The 21,982-nt window shown below is 38.4% G+C and carries 18 protein-coding genes and 1 pseudogene; 15 read left to right on the top strand and 4 right to left on the bottom strand.

Features of this window, described 5'->3' with window-relative positions; all coding sequences use genetic code 11:
- The first annotated feature begins 151 nt into the window (after nucleotides 1-151).
- From V1L65_RS23965 to V1L65_RS23955, 3 genes are all read left to right on the top strand, one after another.
- A complete protein-coding gene (locus V1L65_RS23965) occupies nucleotides 152-358 on the top strand; it encodes a hypothetical protein (protein WP_331701795.1) in 207 nt (68 codons plus the stop codon).
- A gap of 45 nt (nucleotides 359-403) precedes the next feature.
- Complete coding sequence (locus tag V1L65_RS23960; protein WP_331701794.1) at nucleotides 404-1,762, top strand: hypothetical protein; 1,359 nt, start codon at nucleotides 404-406, stop codon at nucleotides 1,760-1,762.
- A gap of 651 nt (nucleotides 1,763-2,413) precedes the next feature.
- Nucleotides 2,414-3,832 (top strand): HEPN domain-containing protein, encoded by a 1,419-nt coding sequence (locus tag V1L65_RS23955; protein ID WP_331701793.1) that lies wholly within the window; start codon nucleotides 2,414-2,416, stop codon nucleotides 3,830-3,832.
- 687 nt (nucleotides 3,833-4,519) lie between these two features.
- Here the strand turns inward: V1L65_RS23955 and V1L65_RS23950 are convergent.
- Both V1L65_RS23950 and V1L65_RS23945 read right to left on the bottom strand, forming a co-directional pair.
- Nucleotides 4,520-5,167, bottom strand: a complete 648-nt coding sequence (locus V1L65_RS23950; protein WP_331701791.1) for a hypothetical protein — start codon at nucleotides 5,165-5,167, stop codon at nucleotides 4,520-4,522.
- A gap of 560 nt (nucleotides 5,168-5,727) precedes the next feature.
- Complete coding sequence (locus tag V1L65_RS23945; RefSeq protein ID WP_331701789.1) at nucleotides 5,728-7,338, bottom strand: hypothetical protein; 1,611 nt, start codon at nucleotides 7,336-7,338, stop codon at nucleotides 5,728-5,730.
- Between the two features lie 563 nt (nucleotides 7,339-7,901).
- On the opposite strand from V1L65_RS23945, the gene V1L65_RS23940 reads away from it, so the two are divergent.
- Nucleotides 7,902-8,390, top strand: coding sequence for a hypothetical protein (locus V1L65_RS23940; protein WP_331701788.1), 489 nt, complete (start codon nucleotides 7,902-7,904; stop codon nucleotides 8,388-8,390).
- A gap of 200 nt (nucleotides 8,391-8,590) precedes the next feature.
- Here the strand turns inward: V1L65_RS23940 and V1L65_RS23935 are convergent, their stop codons facing one another.
- Nucleotides 8,591-8,713, bottom strand: coding sequence for a hypothetical protein (locus tag V1L65_RS23935; protein WP_331701787.1), 123 nt, complete (start codon nucleotides 8,711-8,713; stop codon nucleotides 8,591-8,593).
- A 70-nt stretch (nucleotides 8,714-8,783) separates the two neighbouring features.
- Here V1L65_RS23935 and V1L65_RS23930 point away from each other — a divergent pair, with 70 nt between their 5' ends.
- The 5 genes from V1L65_RS23930 (at nucleotide 8,784) to V1L65_RS23910 (ending at nucleotide 14,410) form a co-directional block, all read left to right on the top strand.
- Nucleotides 8,784-9,158 carry a hypothetical protein gene (locus tag V1L65_RS23930; RefSeq protein ID WP_331701786.1) on the top strand — a complete coding sequence of 125 codons (375 nt, stop codon included), beginning with the start codon at nucleotides 8,784-8,786 and terminating at the stop codon, nucleotides 9,156-9,158.
- A 78-nt stretch (nucleotides 9,159-9,236) separates the two neighbouring features.
- The gene (locus tag V1L65_RS23925) at nucleotides 9,237-9,938 is read left to right on the top strand and encodes a hypothetical protein (protein WP_331701785.1); all 702 of its coding nucleotides are present in this window, start codon (nucleotides 9,237-9,239) and stop codon (nucleotides 9,936-9,938) included.
- 401 nt (nucleotides 9,939-10,339) lie between these two features.
- Entirely contained in the window at nucleotides 10,340-11,626 is a 1,287-nt protein-coding gene (locus V1L65_RS23920) for an IS110 family transposase (RefSeq protein WP_331701784.1), read from the top strand.
- 478 nt (nucleotides 11,627-12,104) lie between these two features.
- Nucleotides 12,105-12,446, top strand: coding sequence for a hypothetical protein (locus V1L65_RS23915; RefSeq protein WP_331701782.1), 342 nt, complete (start codon nucleotides 12,105-12,107; stop codon nucleotides 12,444-12,446).
- A 479-nt stretch (nucleotides 12,447-12,925) separates the two neighbouring features.
- Nucleotides 12,926-14,410, top strand: a complete 1,485-nt coding sequence (locus tag V1L65_RS23910; RefSeq protein WP_331701781.1) for an amidase family protein — start codon at nucleotides 12,926-12,928, stop codon at nucleotides 14,408-14,410.
- A 166-nt stretch (nucleotides 14,411-14,576) separates the two neighbouring features.
- Here the strand turns inward: V1L65_RS23910 and V1L65_RS23905 are convergent.
- A pseudogene (locus V1L65_RS23905) lies at nucleotides 14,577-15,798 on the bottom strand (IS110 family transposase).
- Between the two features lie 653 nt (nucleotides 15,799-16,451).
- Between V1L65_RS23905 and V1L65_RS23900 the strand changes: the two are divergent.
- The 6 genes from V1L65_RS23900 (at nucleotide 16,452) to V1L65_RS23875 (ending at nucleotide 21,810) form a co-directional block, all read left to right on the top strand.
- Complete coding sequence (locus tag V1L65_RS23900) at nucleotides 16,452-18,527, top strand: AAA family ATPase (RefSeq protein WP_331701780.1); 2,076 nt, start codon at nucleotides 16,452-16,454, stop codon at nucleotides 18,525-18,527.
- Between the two features lie 41 nt (nucleotides 18,528-18,568).
- The gene (locus V1L65_RS23895) at nucleotides 18,569-20,428 is read left to right on the top strand and encodes an ATP-dependent helicase (RefSeq protein ID WP_331701779.1); all 1,860 of its coding nucleotides are present in this window, start codon (nucleotides 18,569-18,571) and stop codon (nucleotides 20,426-20,428) included.
- Nucleotides 20,429-20,516: 88 nt separating this feature from the next.
- Nucleotides 20,517-20,720, top strand: a complete 204-nt coding sequence (locus V1L65_RS23890) for a nitronate monooxygenase (protein WP_331701777.1) — start codon at nucleotides 20,517-20,519, stop codon at nucleotides 20,718-20,720.
- A gap of 42 nt (nucleotides 20,721-20,762) precedes the next feature.
- Nucleotides 20,763-21,008 carry a hypothetical protein gene (locus V1L65_RS23885; protein ID WP_331701776.1) on the top strand — a complete coding sequence of 82 codons (246 nt, stop codon included), beginning with the start codon at nucleotides 20,763-20,765 and terminating at the stop codon, nucleotides 21,006-21,008.
- Between the two features lie 82 nt (nucleotides 21,009-21,090).
- Nucleotides 21,091-21,357, top strand: coding sequence for an NAD(P)H-binding protein (locus V1L65_RS23880; RefSeq protein ID WP_331701775.1), 267 nt, complete (start codon nucleotides 21,091-21,093; stop codon nucleotides 21,355-21,357).
- Between the two features lie 42 nt (nucleotides 21,358-21,399).
- Nucleotides 21,400-21,810, top strand: coding sequence for a hypothetical protein (locus tag V1L65_RS23875; protein WP_331701774.1), 411 nt, complete (start codon nucleotides 21,400-21,402; stop codon nucleotides 21,808-21,810).
- Nucleotides 21,811-21,982: the final 172 nt, after the last annotated feature.

Raw genomic sequence — 21,982 nt, 5'->3', positions numbered from 1 at the left:
ATTAAACTACGGTTTATACATTAGACTACGAATTTTCTTACATTAAACTACGGATTTTTCTACATTAAATCCGATTTGCGTCTTTCTTATTTTGGTGGTACTGTCGAAAATAAGGGAAAAAGGCAAAAGACCTCCGGGCCAACGGAGGTCAATGATTGGAGTAGATGTTCCGGCGCCAACCGGTCATCAAATTATTATTTCCCTAATAGGACAAACCAATAACTACTTTCCGCGCCAACAGATAGTAGAGCAATTAGCAAAGCCTTCATCGCAAAAAAATGCGTATTTGAAGGTCTACTTAAATTTTGCCTTCGTTTGGTTTGATATTCATTATAAAACGAATTTAGTGGGTCCGTAAAGTGTTTCCATTATTTTTATAGAAAAGAAGGGAGGTCTCATAGACGTGGGAGAAGCAAAGCGTAAACTCGATATAAAGTCTCATCGCTACATGCACTTGAACAACAACCAGGGTTTAACGTACCCCGTATCGGTAGACTATACCTTCTTTTCGGATTTATTTGAGCTTGAGAAATCCTATGCCAGTGATAAGGTCATTATGTTTCGTAAGAATAGTCACCCGCTCCGTAAATATCATATAACAAAGACGAGCATCCAGCTCATGATGGCGATTTCTCGGCGCTTTAATAGTGAAGGGACTTTGAAAGGTTGTCCTATTCACAAATTGTACAGCCTGATGGCTGAAGAGTACGAAGATCCTTGCTCTAAGGAACAATTTTACGCGGAGATTCATAAGTTTAAGGAATTAGGCATACTTTCTATTTTTCAAGATGGAATAATAAGTGCTTGGAAACTAGAACCATTTAAAAGAGATACAGGACGTTTTGTATTGTTCTCCCCACTTGTTTTTACAAAAGCTTTCACAGACCTCCCACTAGCTGCGCAAAAGCTATATTTGTATATCGTGTCTCGTAACGGTGAACGAAAAGGGGGGGAGTTCAAAATCAACATGGACAGCAATTCTTGGATCTATACGCTCACTCATAAGACTCGTCCTGTACAGGTTCGAGAACTCATGGATTCATTATCCAAAATAGAACCAGTAGCGGGAAAACCTCTCTTATTTGAAAGCGCAATTGAGAAAAATACTTTGGGCCAGTGGTCGCTTCGATGCATTCTTAACCCTACATATATCATCACTCATGAAGTAGGAGCACATTATCGAATGGTACCGCAAGCGAAGATACCATACTCTAAAACCGTCACTCGTCTCCGTATGCTGTTGCATCAGCATAAAATTGGAGAAGTGGAGCATTTTGATCAAGGCTTAGTTTTTTTAGGTCTAGTTCAACTCCTTAATAAAGCAAGTATTAAGACTCTGCGTTTTGCAGTGATCCGTATCAAGGAGATGCTACAAAACAATTTAGGACAACCGTATAACCTTATTAGTGCCTTGGAGTCAGAATTGAAAGATCGTACATTTTTAACTTTCTCTGAAATTTTGAAGGAAACTGGTGCCCAGCGTTACCTTATTGTTAAAGGCGAAGATTATACAGATGCACGCCCATTGCAATTCTTTAAAGCAGTACATAACAAATTCTCCGTAAGCGAATTCAAAACGATATGTCTTGCAGCTGTCCCGCTACTTCGTAAGCGGTTTGGTCAGCATGTTATTCAAAGTGATCCTCGCTACTCATCTCGCAAGCTACGGCCAGGATCGCCGATACCTGAGGAAACCTTCTACCTTGAAGATTTCCTTCTCGAGCTAAAAGCGGAAATAGATAACAGTATCCTTGTTTCTTAACCTGCTCTCCTGCAATTTTGGGGGGCTGTTTATCGTGCTGTTTATTTCTATAAATGATGAATGTAATCGCAAAAATGCTTATTTTGACCTGTACACTATTAGTTAGGCAGTTGTCTCTGCAGTTACTAAGCAGGCAACTGCCAATAATTTATTGTAATTTGTTATTTTTTCAGAAATTAAGTCACTTTGATTAGTAGAATATCCCTTACTCTAGTTAATTTTTCAGACTGAAGTTGTGGATTGTGAAGGATAACGTGGGATATGTAGAGAATCAGCTGGCCTAGAATGGCATCATTCACTGTTTTTCTGATTAAATAACCCAAAAAATATTATGACTAAATTTTTGACATTATGAACAGACTGAGTCTTATTTATTATCCACAACTACTTCATAAACCCTTTAATCTTCTAGGGTCATAAGTAATTCTTCGTTGTCTAATAGGTTTTTATTATTAGATACTAATATTATTAGATAAATATATATAAGGCTTTTCAATATTCTTATCAATTTTGAAAGAATAAGAAGCCCCATGATAAACTAAGAACATACCTATTATTAAAGAAAGAAATTACTCCTACCACGTGGCTAATGGAAATTGGATAATCTAGAATAACTTCGTCAAAATTCTTAAAAAAAGGATTGATTATTGAATGGCTAAAGAAGTCAAAATTTACGATGCAATAGAGTACATAGGCGAATGGTGGGTAGTTGGGGAAGAAGACAAGAAAGTTTACGGCGTCCTCAAATGTTCAAAAGAAAAACAAATTAGGCTAGAGATTACTGGGGATTTGCTTAGTGACAGCACTCTTATGAAATCAAATGCTGATGTAAAATTTCCAATTGTGTTAGGTGACGGTTATAATGGCGTCATCACATTATTATTTTGTAATGGATCATGGTCCGGAGTAAGACACGATCTTTCCTCAGGTTCGGCAAAAAAGATTGTTACAATGGTCTTTGAATTCGTTATATTTGGAGAACATTACGAATCTATTGAAGATATAAAATTCCCCGAGTTCATTGTGGAATTTTCAAATTTAAAGTATTGGATGGATCGTGCACCTGTCACAGTCAAAGTCTTTGAAAAATTAGCTCTTGAGGAACATTCGGTTTATGATTTCAATGTAAGAATTGAGCAGTATGGTCTAAAAATAAAGTCTGCATATAGCATAAACGATGTAAGTGAAGAATACGAAACTGCTGGAATTAGATACACCTATTATCTTTTGTTTGAACCTGATGAACCACAATCATTAGAATGGTACTTAAATGTAGTTAATAAATTCAAGCAATTTTTAACGATATATACTGATTCCTTAACCTACATCCTGTTTTTACAAGGAATTAATCACGAACGATCTAAATACATTTCGATTTGCAATGTTCCTTTTCCAGACTACAAAAAAGAAACTAGAAGCAGATGGAATGATTTTATTATTTCTATTAATAACATGTCTGACAATATTACTGAAATATTAAATAAATGGTATGCCTTGGATCACGAAGATATACTGTATACCTATATTGGCAACATTCCTAGCGATAGAAAAACGATTCAAGAAAGGTTTTTGGGTTATGCAAGGGTAATAGAAAGCTTGCATCGTCTTCAAGAGAGCGGAGTTAAAACTACGTTTATTGATCCAATTGAATACAATAAGATAATCACTAAGATCATGAATTCATTTAAGGAAGACATGAATAACGATTTATGGAACAAAGTAAATGAAAGTCTTAAACATGCGAATGAATATGGATTTCAAAGGAGGATTAAAGATGTGTTGAAGGCATTGCCGCAGGATATCGAAAAGAGAGTCTGTTATGGGATGAAGCCATCTAAGTATGCCGATGTTGTAAGAATAAACAGGGATTATTATACTCACTTTTTTGCTAAACCTGATAATCTTCTGAATGATTACGAAATGATTGCTATGAATTTTAGCTTGAAATTGATATGTTTTTGGATGATTTCTCGTAAAATTGGCATAAGCGACGAAAATTTAATCGGTGCTATGCTTCATCGTGGGCGTTGGCTTGATACCTTAGATTTTTATAGTGGAAGATTTAGGTAAAATAAAGCAAGAGTTGGTGTCATCACGACGTCATCTCTTTTTTTGCACACTAACCTGTGCTTAAAACAACCTTACAAGGGAATGATCTTATGAATATTGATTATATAGGCTTGGTTGTAGTCGTGGAATTAGATACAGGGTAAGCATGAAGGTGTGCTTGAAGGTTCGAATGTATACGGATATGTAAAGATCATTAACGAGTCTGTTACAATTACAACGGCAAGTTAGATATAAGGCTAGTAAATAGGATTAGCTTTCAAATAATGCTAGGCGGGAAAATGATTTTGAGCAGAAATACCGCACTATATTGCCCAAAGAGAAACACCCTGGGAGAGGGCGATACTCACCGGATATATTTGTTATTTTTCGTTCGGATTTGATCATTGCTGCAATCGGAGAGATGTAACATTTGGGGGGCCAATTAAAATATTATCCATTCCAATGGATCTGTTGAATTAGTTCGAAACTAGGCGCGTTTACGGCACGAGCAGATTATCGTGCTGATCTACCGACAATAAAAAGATTTTTAAGAAGCATGGTCCGTGCCATGCGAAAAATGACCAGTAGTTGTGGTTGGATTGTACACAACGGAGCGAAGCACAGTTCGCACAAGGGCCCCGCCCTCCAACACTTCAACATGGCACGGATGTTAGTATAAACCGAAGTATTAATTATTTAGGAAATAGTTTATATTTGTGGTTTTTCAATTCTTTGAGTTCGTAAAGTTTTAATATCGATAAACCAATGATCACTGTCTTCAAACTCGAATAATTTTCTTCCCAGAACAGTTCTTTCAGGTGTTTCGACTCCTGGAGGCCATAATACACCAATCGGTTTGCAATTCATGTGTTGGTAAACCTTTACTAGTTGTGGCGGCCCTCCAATAGTATCATCTCGACCTGCTTCTAGTAAAAGATCACTTAACGCTTCAAGAGGCTCCATATCAAACCCTTGAACATTATCGCCTGCTAAATTAACCCCATATTTTTTTCTAAGGCGTTCTACTAAGCGATGTTTCCCTTTGTGTTTCCAATCGCCGGCAAAAATAATTTTGCCTAATCTCCCAAGATTAAAAGCTGGTCGCACAACAAATTTCTTATAATGACGAGAGTATTGAATAAGAAAAATTGAGAAGCTTTTGCGTATCCAAGAATATCCTCCCAATATAAATTCAGTCTCATTTAATTCACTATCTCGGGTAATAAAATTATCAAATACGACACTAGATTGTAATGAGTTGAAAACATTTAATGCAAACCCCTTTAAATCGTGAAGATCCATTGCCCTGTCTCTTGATCGACCATATGCTGAAATGGCGTTAATTAATTGCATCATAATTGGATATGTATAATGTGAATTTCCAGCAAAGCAAATTGCGCTATCCGATCTAGGTAATGTGATAATCTTAGGACATTCATCCCAACGTACACCGCCATTTAAACGACTGTCTGATGCGATAACTAGTTCTTCGCAATTATGTACATTTCGGACCCATGCAATGGATAGAGTCAAAATAACACCTTCTTTCGCATTTATAAGTCAATTATGTTAGACGGATTTTTAGAATCAGGAATTTTATTAATTCTACTTCGGCCATTTTTATCCGCACTCTTTCTTTGATATAATTTAACGGCCATATCAGGTTGTCCAAATGGGTCTGTGAAAAGCCTCCTCCGCTTAATCATAGGTGAGACTTTGGAACAATGGATCTAATCAAGGTAAAGGAAAATGAACCTCTCATTTTATAAAATCAGTTTTTGAAGGCGCTTGGCACACGTTGTTAATGAACAGCGGTACAGTCAAGGGGCTACCAGAAAGGGCATTTTAATGTGGAGAGAAGGTAATACTCATCGTCGGTGTCAGTAAGAAATGAATTTTTTCAATACAAAGTGTTCTTAACGTGTATTCCTAGGACCAAAAGCAATATCCTGAATTTCATTTAACGTTTCGTCTAACTTTTCTTTAATCGGCCCAAATATTCTTGGTCTTAAATTACTTGAAAATAAGAAGTTCTTAAAAGACATTTTGCTCATCAATTTCTTTTTGTTATCAAGATATTTGAAAACAGGTTTCGCATGTTTCCTACTCATAACTTCAGCTAACAACTCAAATTCCTCAATGTCAAGATGATAATGTCCTTTAATTGGAATTTTAAAATGACTCTGTAAGTTGTTATCTATTTCTTCTTCAAATGGTGGGAGAGACGGAAAGCTCCCATATGTTACCGACATTAAATAGATGTCGTCTACATCGTCAAGTACAGGATGCCCAATTTTCTTAAGTTCCAATAGGCAGTTATGAAGTTGTTTTAACGGAGTGACGACCATTCTGTTTATATCCTTATCGATAACCTGCTGCGATGGATTAATTAATGAATCCATACTTAATCTTCGAACTTTTGCTTCAATTATTAAGAGTTTATTACCTAGACGAATCATTGCATCAGGTGATCTTTTACCACCAAATTGAAACTCTTTTATATATTCATAAGGCAGATTTGATATATTAACTGCTTGAATAGCAATTGACTCAACATAACGCTCAAAACATCTTCCAAAAAAGCTTAGTATTTGTGTATTTTCATTTGGATAGGCATGACGAATTTTAAAGTAAAGTTCACTAAAGACGGTTTCGCAAAGAAACATAAAATTTATGGGCATAAAACTTCCGTTATTCAATGATAATATCGGTTTCTGCCGAAAAATTGTGTAATTCCAAGGTTCGTGTATAGTAGATTTTGACCATTTACGTGCTTCTTCTAATGATATAGAAATCTCTTTTAATACCTTTTGGGATTGCTCAGGAATATTAGTTCTTTCAAAGTAACTGACTGGAAGAGTCCAATTCGAAACGAGCTCGGAATCTTTTTTGATAAATCCTGCAAAAATCATAAAAACTGAAGCTAAATACTCCTTAATAGAGTATCCATACTTATTTATAAAAGTTTCATTAACATCGATAAATTCTTTTCTATTAAAATCATCCTCTTCTTGTGCAATATCATTAAATAAAATAACAGCTCTTGCTAGAGCTACATTTACAGGCTGCTCTGAATTGAAAAATACATTTGTGAATAAGTCATACTTTATTTGACCGACATCTATTCTCTCATCATACAAATAATCTGAACTAATTAGGTGAAGGTAAACAATCAAACTAGCAGCATGCCCAATATTTATTTCGGAATCGATCTTCGTTTGGTCACCGAATGCTAAAACCCATTTCCATACAGTAAGTAAACCTTGCTTACTGTAAAGAACTCGTGCTGCAAGTTTTTGCTCAATTAAATCTACGTATGGGATTTCGTATGATCTCAAATATTCAATAAAATTGGTTCTTATAGTTTTATTGTCAATACCTTGAATAGAGCTAATTTGTGAAAGAGCATTTATTATCGGACCAAATGGAAGGTCTTCGATTAATTTCTGTAGTTTAGGTAAATCGAATTTTTCACCAAATAAGTCGCTATAAGTTGCATAAACTCCTATGTACTTAGTAAATGTCAATTGACGCCCACCTATTCCCATAGTAATAGATATAATGTAGCATATTCTATTAATCTAGAACATGGTGATTTATATTCTTTCTCGAAACCCCTTCTGTGTGGGGTATTAGCCGAGTCAGAACAGATTTAGTTTGAAAATCGGCGTTCGTTTTCATGGCGGGAAACTCCAACGAAATACTCGTGCATCAAGAGTTCGCTTAGTTAGCTTCTTGACAATGCTGAAACAGTTTACAGTCCGCCTAAAATAACATGAGCAGAATAACAATAAGAGAGCAGTACAAATGACCCACAAGAGCATTTGAAAAGGATATATGTACTTTCTTTTGATTTGACTTGGATAAGAAACATATTAATAAAGGGATTGTGGAAGTTCGAACTCATAGGAATATAGTGGGAAAAAATGCCCGAAATTGGGTTGTAATAATTCTATAATTGATTCAAAATGGTATTAAGAGAGGGGAAATCTCTCAATGGGTAATTGCAAGGTTATTAGTGCTCTAATACTATCGCTGGTGTGGATCGTATTAAACAGAATGCAATTATATTTATATAGGAGGTTATTGTATGTTTTCGGAAAGCTTGAAAGAAGTCGATTGGTTGAAAGTGAATTATGTGAAAGTTAAACCTAATGGTTACAAGATATTCTTGAAGGATTATAAGCTAGATAAGGAAGCTGACTATCTAGGGAAACTGCAGTTTTATAAGCAGAGCGATGTTTTTGGTGATGAAGTTCATTCAATACATGAATCAGAGATCGAACAAATTGTGAGGTTCGAAGATCATCCTGTTTATGATTACATATCACTTTTCGGGGAACGGGAGCACGATAAGTCGAAAAAATTGTCACTTCCAAATACTGAGACACTCCAGGTTATTGTGTCAGAACTTATGCAAGGCAGCTTATGGGCTGCTAACGTAATTGTTGATATGTTAATTGATCAATCCGAGGATGATTCAAATTTATCTGAGAAGAGACAGTTGCTTTTGGATGCGATTATGAACACTTCGGATACTGCTAAGTCTCTAGGGCCTTTATTAATGCGAAAGAGCTGAGAGATATAACACGATGTGCAAGTTGTGAAGCGGACCAAATATCTGCTCTTTTAGATAAGAGCATTTGTAAGCAATTTGCAGGGGAAGGTAAGGCCTTAAGAGTATGACTGAGAAAATAACAATATATGAAGATCGATTTATAGCGTTTATTGACATTTTGGGGTTCAGCTCTATTGTTGGTCAAACAGTTAATAATCCAGCTATTGCAAAGAGAATACATCAAGCGCTTTCTCGAATTGCAGCAATAAAAGAAGATAACGAGATGTGCTGTCTTTAAAGGAGTCCGGTATAGAGGTTTCTGTTTTTTCGGATTCAATTGTCATTTCATATCCACATGAAAATACTTCGCCATTGTCCAACTTATTAATGGAGGTTATTCATCTACAACTAGACATGATGAGTGTTAAAGTAATGATGCGTGGTGGCATTACTTACGGGAAGCTATATCATAGTGATGGAATTGTATACGGACTGGCAATGATTGATGCTTATAATCTTGAAAGCAAATGTGCTATTTATCCTCGTGTAGTTGTTAATGGATCTGCTCTAGTCGCGGGGATTCAATGTGGTTGGGATGGTCCAGATAATGAACAGGAAGTTATAAATGAAATTACAATGAGGGATGAAGACGGTAAGATTTTTGTTGACTTTATGAGTCAATGGCAAGAAACCGATGACAATAATGCATACCTGGTCGTATTATGCACTACAAATAAAACACTAGATAAGCTTAAGCCTGAGTATTCTGATGGTCTTTACATTGAATAAGCCGGGGTGGACACGAGTGTTACAGTAGTAACTGCCCATATGTAAGTGTGTAAAAGTTCTTGAGGGGAGTCAACTTAAGTGACAAGGAACGTTTTTCCATTAGTAAATAAAGATGATTTTATTTATTACTTACGTGATATTATTGATACAACAGCAAGGTATCTCACTAGATATAAAAGATATATTGAGGAATTAAAGAAATTTATAATGGAACAAGATTTAGAAAATGATCCAATAAAAAAGGTTTCTAATCAAACTTATGAAGATTTCTTTGATAAAACAAGGCACGTACAGACGGTATTATTAAACCTTATCGGAGATAAATCAAAGCAATCCTTATCATATAATAAGTTTCGCGAAATTGCCGATAAGAGAATAGCAAATGGGTTAGACTTAAATTTATCAAAATTGCCCGATGATAGCAGAAAAGCACTTAATCAATTTAATAATTGGCGAAATTTGAACTTGCATATACCTTTGTCATTTCTTTCTGCTACTAGAGAGTTGGCCAAGAAAAGGATTGCTGAAGAACCAAATAAGTATACACATATACCAGACAACCCAATCTTCATAACCCAGTATGAACATCAATACGCCGAGTTGTTTATTGATATGTGGAAGAGGAGTATGGAGTTTTATTCTTTAGCACGAAAGATGCACCAACAAATGAAAAAAGATTATTCCAGATTAATCGGTGAATCAGTGGAAATAACTATAGACAGGCAAGACATCATGAAACTTGCGGATCATTACCATATAAATGATGAAGTATTTAATTAAAAAATGATGACCATGCGGATGGATGTTCATTCTTTCTCTCTTCGTTCACACTAATGGGGAACGTTAGTTGAATTAGCAAAGCGGCAGTCGAGGACTTTATTTACTTGTCCAGGCTTTCTGAAATGGATAATACATATGGAATAAATCAACAAAATTAGAAGCCGCTAATTATGCGGCTTTTTATTTTATGATATCAAGTTTTTGTCAAAAAACGATGACAAGAACTTTGTTATATTCCCAATATCTTATCGGCAGCAGGCAAGTTGAAAAGATGCCATTTTTGTTAAACTAAACATTCCTGTTAAGGCTAAGAAATCGCCTTTGTCAAAAAAGGAGCGCCTCGGTATGATGGGTTTGTCCAAGGGTAAATAACCCAACACCATCAAGGAGGCACTCTTATCATGAAGTTTAAACAATCGGAAGCACAAAATCAACGTATCGAACGAATTACGACCTCGCATTTAATTGTAGGGATCGACATGGCCAAGGAAACTCATGTGGCACAGATTACGAATTATCGTGGGATCGTACTGACGAATCGGCATCTATCATTTAGCAACACCATAGAGGGATTTGAAAAGTTGCAGCGATGGATGGAAGGTATCCAGCAAAAGCACCATCTAAGCAATGCAATCATAGGCATGGAACCGACAGGCCATTATTGGTGGAACCTAGCTAATTGGCTTACAAATAAAGAGTTGCAAGTCGTTTTAGTTAATCCAGCAACGACAAAACGCAATAAAGAGAACCGTGACAACTGTCAATCGAAAAGTGACCCTAAAGATGCGCTTGTCATTGCAGATGTAGTAAGTCGAGGCTACTACTATGAACATACGAAACAGACCCATGTATTTGAGCGGCTGCGGACGCTGATGAGCGATCGAGAATTTTGGGTTGCCAATAGTGTACGGTTACAAAATCGCATTATTCGGTGGCTGGATATCCGTTATCCGGAGTATAGCTCGGTTTTTAAGGATTGGACATGCAAACGTTCAATGGCTACATTGAAGGAGTTCCCTACACCTCAGGATCTCACAGATCAGACCGTACCAGAAATCATAGCAATGTGGAAAAAACACATGCAGAGGGCAGGCGGTACAACAGGCATACAAAAGGCAGCTGAGCTCATTGCCCAAGCTAAACGAAGTGTGGGAGACATTACAGCTTTAGCTGAAGCAAAGCTAGATTTGGCACGTTTAATCGCGGAGTTTGAACGAATTACGGAGATGTTAGCGGACATTGAAAAGCAGCTTCACGTATTGCTAGAGGAGATCCCCATGGCCGTTCAGATGCGTTCCATAAAAGGCATGGGTCCTATCTTCGTTGCGGCTATCTTAGCAGGTGCAGGTGACCTCAGACAGTACGCACATGGACGTCAGTTACTACGCAAAGCCGGTCTAAATTTGGCCGAAAGCACATCGGGGAAAAGGAAAGGCCAGATCGTTGTCTCCAAACGAGGGGACTCCAGGTTAAGAAAATATCTTTATCTGGCGACGATCCAGCTCATTGGAATAAATCCAGTCTTTCAAGAATTACATCAGCACAATGTTCAAGTAAAGCACATGAAAAAACAACAGTCTGTGTTTAAACTTGTGGGCAAAGTAGCACGAGTTTTAATCGGCATGGTCCATCGAGCAGAAACATTTACTCCCGAAAAGGCAAGCCATCTCGTTTTACAAGCAGCGTAGAGCATTGACCCACCACGTATATTGACTCATTCGCAGGATTTTAACAAAGAAAGCACGGAGAACCGAGTTCCTGCCCAAAAAGGGCTTAGACCCGTCCGCTAAACGCAATCGGTCTCCACACCTTGGATAAGTATGACGATGGAATGTAAGGGCATAGACCCGTCGAGCCATGGGATGGTAAACACCAGGGCGCTTGTGGAGTTTGCGTGCAGTAGAGTTAGGTAGAAAGGAATAGCTGAAGCAATTCCTCTGTTCCCGCATGCTCAGTCACTAGGCTAACGGCATCCGCTCCCAGCTTTCTCCACCTCCATATCTAATCCATGGTGATGAAATCCTGCGAATGAGTGAGTATATGTGAGATAAACCCTTAAAACCGAGGGACGGGCAGTATAGTGGAACAAACAGATCTTTATTTCGTCTAATAAATGGTAGAAGATACAAGCAAACTATTAAACGCGATAGCTCAGGAGGTGTATATTTGAAGATTAAACTAATGTTACTGTGTTTCTTATTAATGATGACGCTTATAGGTTGCAGTAAAGGAACAACAGAGTCAAAGTCATTAGATGAAATGAAGATGCGAGAGATCGCATGGAATTCATTGGAGGAAGCTGAGAGAAAAACAGTTATTGGTGACTGGAAACAAGCCGAGGTTACCCTAGCTAAGTGGGATGACATTGGGGTAAAAACAGCCAAAGAAAAGTCTAAAAGCATAGCTCGGGTCTTATTTAAGACTACTTTTGATCCCTTATTAGGTTCAATCGGTATTTATATCGACACAGATGCAAATAAAATCATTGGCTATGACCTTAGGATGTAAGTACAATCAGTATAAAAATAAAAACCTACATTTTTCCCCCTCTGTCTAATTGAACTCCCTGGATATGATTTGATTTTCTCACGCAAGCTCGTGTATTCGCAGGATTTCATCCCCTAATATATTTGGTTGACGAATGATAAGAGCCAGGTTTGCTAGGATAAGCGTTAGAAGGCGTGCATAAATAGAGGCGGGGATTAGCCTCACCTAATTAATTCCATTTACTACACGTATTCTCCATGGTGCCCTTAGCGATTTTCACTCCCATGTCTCAACGGGTCAAAGCCCTTTTGCGCAACGTATCCCGATACTCCGTGTTTTCTTTGTCATCCTGCGAAGACGCCAACTTGCGTAAGGTGAACAGATTCTAAGCAGCTAGTGTAAACACAAATAATACATAGTAAATTGATTTCTGATGGTTGTATACTGTTGGTATCAAACATTTCCTAAATATAGCAAAGTAGAATTGGAGTGCCTCTAAGATGGATAGAACGATAAACGAAAGGTTATTCGAGGCAGACATTGCTTCGTTACAAGAGGCGATGGAATTAGGTACGTTAACGGCAGTGGATTGCGTTCGCTGGTATTTGGAGCGGATTGAACGATTTAACCCAATTCTGAAAGCGGTGCTGGAAGTTAATCCGGACGTGATCTCTGTCGCAGAGTCGCTAGACGAAGAACGACAGAAAGGCGGATCTCGCGGACCGCTTCACAGCATCCCTATCGTACTCAAGGACAATATCGATACAGGTGACCGTATGCACACTAGTGCTGGGTCGGTCGCGCTGGCGAACCATTTTGCACAGAAGGATTCGTCTGTAGCTGTGCAATTAAGGGCTGCAGGAACAGTATTCTTGGGCAAGGCAAATATGACGGAATGGGCGAATTTCATGTCGCCTACGATGTGGGCAGGGTATAGCTCCAGAGGTGGCTTGACACTAAATCCTTATGGTCCTGGTGAATTGTTCGTAGGTGGATCGAGCTCGGGCTCCGGTGTAGCGGTTGCCGCGAATTTGTGTACCGCTGCCATCGGAACAGAAACTTCCGGTTCAATCATCAGCCCGTCCTCGCAGAACTACCTCGTCGGCCTGAAGCCCACAATCGGGCTCGTCAGTCGTTCGGGCATCATCCCGATTACTCAAAGCCAAGATTCAGCCGGCCCAATGACTCGGACAGTCAGGGACGCTGCGATCTTACTCGGTGCCATGACAGCGGCGGACCCGGAAGATGTAGCCATGTTATCTAAAGAGCGAATAGCGCACAAGGACTATACACGGTTTTTGGATCTTAACGGTTTGCGTGCCGCGAGAATCGGTATTCCGCGTCAATATTATCGAGGACTGGACCAAGCCCGGTTAGCGATTATCGAACGGACGATCGCCTTGTGCAAGGAATGCGGGGCCACTATCGTCGACCCGATATCGTTGCCTTGTGAGAGTGCTAAGTGGGACTGGGACGTGATGCGCTTCGAGTTCAAAAAAGGGCTGAACGATTATCTCGCCAAAGCAGGGACCGGCGCTTCGGTTAGAACGTTAGATGAACTCATAGCCTATAACGAAACGAATCGCGACTCCGCGCTTAAATACGGCCAAGATACGCTAATCTGGTCTAACGAAACGAGTGGCACGTTAACCGAAACGGCGTACATCGAGAGTTTACGCCTGAACCGAGAGGTGGCCCGAGGCCAGGGGATCGACTACGCGATTTGCGAATATCGATTGGACGCGCTTCTGTTTCTTGGCAACGAGGATGGGCTCGATTTGTCTTCACGTGCGGGGTATCCTGCCATTACAGTGCCGGGAGGATATGCAGAGACAGGAATCATCGCAGATGGAGGCTATACAACCAAGGGGCCGCAGGGGATAACCTTTGTCGGAACCGCATACAGTGAACCTTCGCTATTCAGACTTGCCTACGCTTACGAGCAAGCAAGCAATAACCGGTTTGCGCCGCCTGATCCGGTTTAAGTCGAGAACTCAATCAAAGAACTGAGAAACACTTGCATTTTATTAAACTACTATGAAAATTCATTGCACCAAAGTATGGAAGAAGGCAACACTAAAGAAGACGCTGCTCGTTCGTTTTTTAAAGGAGAGAGCGCCAGAATTGCTTTTTATTGTAGCTTTATTTAGATTAGGAGGCTCCAGGTTCAGTGATGGTAACGGAGTAGCCTAGTCCTTCAAGTCTGCGGAGAGCATGCCGGACAATTGATTGTTGTCTTTGTTTATCAAAGTAGTCCTCGCCTAAGTCTACATACATTTCTTTACGAGTAAGAAGGTAATAGGTGATTCTTAACATGGCGTGAGCGACTACAATTGCTGCTCGTTTATTTCCTTTTCGTGCAGCTATACGTCTATACAGTGCGCCAAGGTAGTTTTTAGAACCTCTTACTGATTGAGCCGCTTCTGTTAATCCTGATCTTAAGTATTTATTGCCGTTTTGGTCTTAGACGATTTCCTTTTACCTGCACTTTCGTTATGTCCAGGAACAAGTCCCGCCCAAGAGCACATATGGGCAGCACTTGGAAACTGGTTTTTAATATCCGTACCGATTTCAGCTAGGATTTGTTCGGCAGTGCGTGTAGATATGCCAGGAATGGAATCAAGCCGTTCGATATCTTCTTGATAAGAACTTACACGCCGTGCGACTTCTTGATCCAGCATATTAATTTGTTCCGTAAGGAAATCGATGTGGGTTAGAATGGTCATAAGCATGAGTCGTTGATGGGTGCTTACATAACCTTGAAGGGCTAGTTCAAGATCGTCTTTTTTCCGCTTTAGTGTGCGTTGGGCCATGTTGGCTAACTCTTGTGGATCATCTGCACCTTCAGCAATGGCATGAGCATGTTTTTAGCTAAAACACCCATGATATCTGTGACAACAGAGCCGAGTTTGATATTGGCTCCTTCCAGAACCTTTTGGATCCGACTATGCTGCCTGGCACGTTCTTCGATAATACTGCGACGATAGCGAACGAGCTCTCTTAACTCACGCTGAGCACGATCTGGAATGAAACTGGCCTTAATCAGTCCGTATCGAAGAAGTTGGCAGATCCATTCTGAATCTTTAACGTCGGTTTTGCGTCCAGGAACAGCTTTCATATGCTGGGCATTTACAACGAGAAATTCGATGTCCTCAGCCTCAAGCAAATTAACAATGGGTTTCCAGTAAACACTTGTGCTCTCCATCGCCACATGAGTACATCCATGTTGTTTAATCCAATCCACTAACTTGAGCGGGAAAACAGTTTTAGTAGAAAACGTTTGAATCTCCTTTCCTCCAGGTGTCATGACACATGCAGTAATATTGTCCTTGTGGACATCCATACCGCACGCCCGTTCAATAATTACATCCACGACATTCAACCTTTCTACGGCTGTCATAATTGGGGCTGGTGCAATAACCAGAGTAGGATTAATCTACTATGAGTGCTTCCCTAAAGGAGCAACATTCAGTGGTGCACCGTGGTCGTTGGAGTCAGACTAACGGATGGGCTCTAAACGCACCATAGTTGATCGACCTTCCTCTCCCAGCCGTAGTAACAGTATTGACGGGTTCTACCCATTTTCATAATTTGTGGTGCCTCAGGAGGGGCATGGGTGGCTAACGGGTACAATAGATCAATCATTTGGAGGTTGAGGGGACATAGATAAAGACCTAAAAAAGAAAATATCTGACGAGTATACAAAAGACTTTCTGGAACTAAGAATAATCGTTAATAAGTTTGACCCTCTCGGCTTAGTCCAAGGAGGATCTCCAGAAAATGAACATGATAATGTGACATACATTATTTGGGCAGCGGAAACGTTGTCCTATTTCGTCGTTTTAAAGCTATTTAGTCAATTAGATTTATGGTATAATTTCCTATTAGAGGGGTGTGTTAGTGGCCGTATTTCACAGTAGGGTCTGCATTCATAGTGAAAAAGATAGTCAAAGATGTACTAAGAGACAGAGTTCTTAAAGATTTTGTGGGAATATTTTACTACTATCCGATATAAGGAGTTAAGATATGAGACTCGCTAAAGTAAAGTTGCAGAATTTTCGATCTTTTAGTGATGAAGAAGTAATTACACTTAGTGATTTATCCGCGATTATTGGAAGTAATAGCAGTGGTAAAACGACATTTTTCAATGCTCTACTTAAATTATTTGGAGAGAGTAGTAAGGATAGAGAAATAACACGAGCTGACTTTCATCTACCTGCGGGTACTACCCCAGACGGTCTGATCCAAAGTGAGCTTTGGATCGAATCAATATTTGATTTCCCCGAGGTAACAAAAGAAAATGGAATAGAAAAATACACTGTCCCACCCTTTTTTAACAATTTCGTTATTGAGCCAGGGGAAGGTAGACCCCCATATATCAGGATTCGATTAGAAGCGACTTGGCAAAGGAGTAATCAACCGGAGGGGATAGTAGTAACTAATCTTTATTTCGTTACTGCTCCTGAATCAACTCCATTAAGTCCCCAAGAAAAAAGACCCATTTCTCAAACACAAATATCCCAAATAAAAATAATATATGTCCCTGCACTTAGAGATCCCTCTGTTCAACTTCGCATGGTATCAGGAACTTTGCTTTGGAGACTTATTCAACGTATTAACTTTGATAGTTCTTTCAAACTTGAAATTAGTCAAAAAATGCAAGGGGTTAAAGAAATATTAAATAAGCATCAAGGTGTTACTCAGATTAAAGAGATTATTGGTAAGCAATGGAATGAATATCACGCTGATACAAGATACACTGACGTTGACTTACATTTCATTACTCAAGATATTGAAAGTATATTAAGGAAGATAGATCCTTTCTTTTCTCCTACAGAAATTGAAAATGGTTATACAGTTGATTCTTTAGGCGATGGTTTACGATCTTTATTTTATTTATCATTGGTCGCCTCATTACTAAAAACAGAAGAAATAACACTCAAAGAGATGTTAGAAGATCCTGATAGATCGATAGATGAGAGAATGTTTAGCATAATACCTCCATGTCTAACCATTGTATGCGTAGAAGAACCGGAAAATCATGTTGCACCACATTTATTGGGTAGAATCATTCAAAATCTCCAAACAATTTCTAATAATAGTAACTCACAGGTAATCTTATCGTCCCATAGTCCAGCGATTATTAAGAGAATAGACCCTTCTCAAATACGTCATTTCAGAACATGCAAAACTAAAAGATCAACACTAATTCGCTCTATACTACTCCCAAATGATAGTGAAGAAGCTTATAAATATGTAAAAGAAGCGATAAGAGCCTACCCAGAAGTTTACTTCTCAAGTCTGGTTATCTTAGGTGAAGGTGATAGTGAAGAGATTATTATTCCTCATTTTATGGACTTAGTTGATTTAAGAATTAATTTCCATGAAGTTTCAGTTGTACCACTCGGAGGCAGACATGTAAACCATTTTTGGAAACTTCTTTATCAATTAGATATACCATTCATTACACTCCTAGACCTAGATCTTGAGCGAGATGGAGGTGGTTGGGGACGTGTAAAGTATTGCCTGGTACAGTTAATTGAAAACGGAATAGATAAAGCAGTATTACTTGAAACTGCAGATGGTGAGACTCTTAGTGACAAACAGTTAGAAGGTATGCATTCATGGGATCCCCAAAGTGAAAATTTACAAACTTGGGTAGATTTTCTGGAATCGTATAATATTTTCTTTAGTGCGCCGCTAGATATTGATTTTCTTATGTTAGAAGCTTATTTAGATCACTATTTAGCTGGTATTAGTGATAATGAAGGTCCGGCAGTAAAAATCGGTACAAAGAATAAGAAGATTTCGAAATTAAGCGATGCCGAAAAAGCAAGTGCTGAATTTTTAGCACGTATTAATTCAGATGTTGCGACTACTCTAAAAGACGATTCCAAAAAAGGTGAGCTCTACTCAGAACAGCAAAGAAGATTAATGGTTTGGTATAAATATTTCTTTTTATATCGAGGGAAGCCATCAACACATATGAGAATCCTTTCGGAAACAGAGAATGACACGCTTATAGCCAATATGCCGACAGTTTTCAAAGATATTGGAAATATAATTAAGCAGAAATTAAACATAAAGGATAATAACAAATGATACGATACATATCGAGTGGAGAGTGGAGACCTGCAGATCAAATGTCTTTTGATCCCACTACACTGAATATTATTAAAGCTGAAGTAAATACAATGGTTTCTGCTGGTCCCGGAGCTGGAAAAACCGAATTGTTAGCTCAGAAAGCCTCGTATTTACTCCAGACTAACAAACTTGTCTTCCCTAGACAGATTCTAGCTTTGAGTTACAAAGTAGATGCAGCAAAAAACTTATCGAGACGAGTTACTGATAGATGCGGCGATACTTTCTCGAGAAGATTTGTTTCTAAAACATATGATGCCTTTGCTAAGAACATCTTAGATCAATTCAGTAATCTTTTGCCTGATGACCTTAGACCTAAAAATGACTATCAAATCGCCACTGATAGTGATATAACTGCTGCGTATGCCGCGGCAGGATATCAAAAGGTAATGCAAAAAAAGAGGAATTTCTACTTAAAGACATATCTAGTGCAGTATAAATTACCATTTGCTGAGACTGAATATGGTGACATAGCGAGGAAAGTATGGCCTTTATTAGTCCAAGGTAACGAACAATTAGGTCCTAAACTCACTTATCCTATGATTGCTCGTCTTGCTGAGTATATTGTTAGAACCTTCCCAAGTGTTCGTAATTCTCTACGACTAACATATGGACATATTTTTTTAGATGAATTTCAAGATACTCCACAGCATCATTATGACTTAATTAAAAGCACTTTCTCTAGCCCTCAAAATGTATTAACCGCTGTAGGAGATAGTAAGCAACGTGTTATGATTTGGGCCGGCGCTGTATCAAATATATTTGATCAGTTTACTGCTGATTTCAATAGTAATACTGAAACTATGCTTTTTAATCATCGTTCGGCACCGAGGCTTATAATGCTTCAACAACCGATGATTAAAAAAATGACAAATCAAAATATTGATATTAAATATAATGAAAAGTGGACTGGTAGTGAAGGGGTATCTGAGCTATGGAGTTTTAGAAATGATGTAGAAGAGTCTATAGTTGCAGCTAAAAAAATTAACGAACTTATTAATGAACATAAGTTAGAAGCTTCAGAGATCTGTATTCTAACAAGAAAATTACCGAAAGAATATACAAGTAAAATTTCAGATGAACTTAACAGGTATAATATTGAATCAAGGATAGAAGAAATATACCAAAGATTATTAAAAGAAGATCTCATACAAATATTTCAAGCTTTCTTTCATCTGGTATCACCTGTCAAATCGCCTGATGAATGGACTTTTTTGATTAGAATCTTAAAACATTTGTTTGGCTTTAATTCAAGAACTTCAACTTCGTTGCTAATTGATTTAGAAACCCAGTTAACAAACTTTATATCACTACTTAAGAAAAATATAGAATGTGTAACCTCGAAAGAAGAATTAGATCAAGCCGTAAACTTAGTAGTAGATTTCTTGGATCCTGCTAAGCTGATTGCAGTTTACAATAATTATGATCAAAGATACTTAGAGAATTTAAAAAATGAATTTGTAAACTTGTTGTGGCAGGAATATTGTATTTGCAATGATTGGCTATTGTCTATACAAAGCTTCAAAGGATCTCACTCTATTCCGATTATGTCTATACATAAAAGTAAAGGGTTGGAATACAAAGCAGTATTTCTTATTGGACTAGAGGATTCTGCATTTTTCGGAAGCAACATGGATGAAGAACTTTGCACTTTCTTTGTGGCTGTTTCAAGAGCAATCGAACACCTGTACATAACAAGGTGTGTAAAAAGGAATGACGAAGGAAATACAGTTTCAAAAGTAAAACCCTTTTTTGATTTATGGTGTGAATCAGGAGTAGGGCAACATATAACTTTTAAGAATTTTGAAGATGCTAGCAAGAACTATTTTAATAAAGATTCTTCGTCTACTATCAGCAAATAATAAAAGAGGCAGGTGAATCCTGAGAGGATGTTCACTTGCCTCTTTTAATAATGTTATATCCATTATTTTTCTAACATCTGAAATATCTTTGGTTAATAACTCTCCACAGAACACTTCGATTAGCTCTTCCTTCTTGAGTTTATCTGATGCAGTAAGTATACCTGTTATGGCAACAGGGCGTATTGTAGATAAACGTACTGTTAATGCTGCATTTGCTTCAGTTGCAGAAGGAGTCTACCTGGGTACGAGATTTATCGCATCTAAAGAGTCCCCAGCGAGTGAAGTGACTTAGCAGGATATAATCAAAGATGGAAGTGAAGAGCTAATTCTTCTTATGACAACTTATGGTACGTTACTGCGCACCACACCTAATACGTTAGCGTTGGAGGCAAAGAAGTTAGAAGTCGAGGAAGGTAGCACTGCGACAATTAGTGGAGAAACCTACAAACTGGGATTGTTGAAAGGAAAGCTTGAAGAGGGGATCGTTACTGTTTCTAGTGAAATCGACCCTATTAAAGAGATTAAAACTTGCAAAGAAATTGTAGATGAACTGATGGAAGATGTAATGGCTACAAAATGATAGTTGATTATTCGAGACCCGTTTTTGAACCACGAGAAACGAAGAAGTGAAATAACTAGGGGAGTAAGCGAGGAAAACGATTATGAATATTATGGTGACAGGCGCTAACGGTGGCTATGGAAGCTACGCTTTGGATTATTTGAGAGAATTCGCACCGGAAGCGAATATGTACGCTCTCATTCGCAGCGAGGAAAAAGGCGAAGCTTTAAAGGATAAAGGAATCAATATCCGCATTGGAGATTATACGAATCTGGATTCTATGGTAGATGCGCTAAAAGGAATCGACCGTCTCTTATTCGTTTCAATTTCTGTGCCGGGAGTGCAGAAGAATGTCGTGGAGGCAGCATGAATTAACGGAGTCAAGTATATCGCATATACGAGCCTCTACGGTTTGGAGTATCCCAAGTTCGGACTAGAGATCAACCATCGTCAGACGGAAGAACTGATAAAGAATTCTGGTTTTCCTTATACATTCCTGCGAAATAACTGGTATTTACAGATTGTAGCACCGTTTATAGCATCATCCGTAAAGATGAAAAAATTCTGGTATTACTCCAGAGATGAACAGGTTTCCTGGGCTCTGAAACGGGAATACTCAGAAGCAGCTATGGATCAGGCCATCGATATTCAAGAGGTTACGAAGAGTGATTTTGATCGTAATATAGCGCAAACTGGAATATCAAAAATGGGATTGATGTTTGCTACTAGCTACCTGGATTATGCCATAGCAGGAAATAACGGAGAATCGGAAGCAAGCTCTGCTGTACATTTCATTCAGTTCAGCTGTTCAACAGTTTTTTGAATGAAAAGTGGGAAGTGAAAAAGTAACGACCAAAATCAAAATCATTGATTGTGACACAAGCCAATACCATACAAAAAAATCAATGGTAGCAAGGACTTTATTCGATTTACAGACATATGTACAAAATCCTGGTTTTGTGAAATTGTATACTATCAAAAAAAGAGCGTCCCGC

This window comes from Paenibacillus sp. IITD108 (assembly GCF_036541265.1).
Classification (GTDB): Bacteria; Bacillota; Bacilli; order Paenibacillales; family Paenibacillaceae; genus Pristimantibacillus.
The sequence above is the reverse complement of the archived record's forward strand: the minus strand, read 5'-3'. Positions and strand labels throughout refer to the sequence as shown.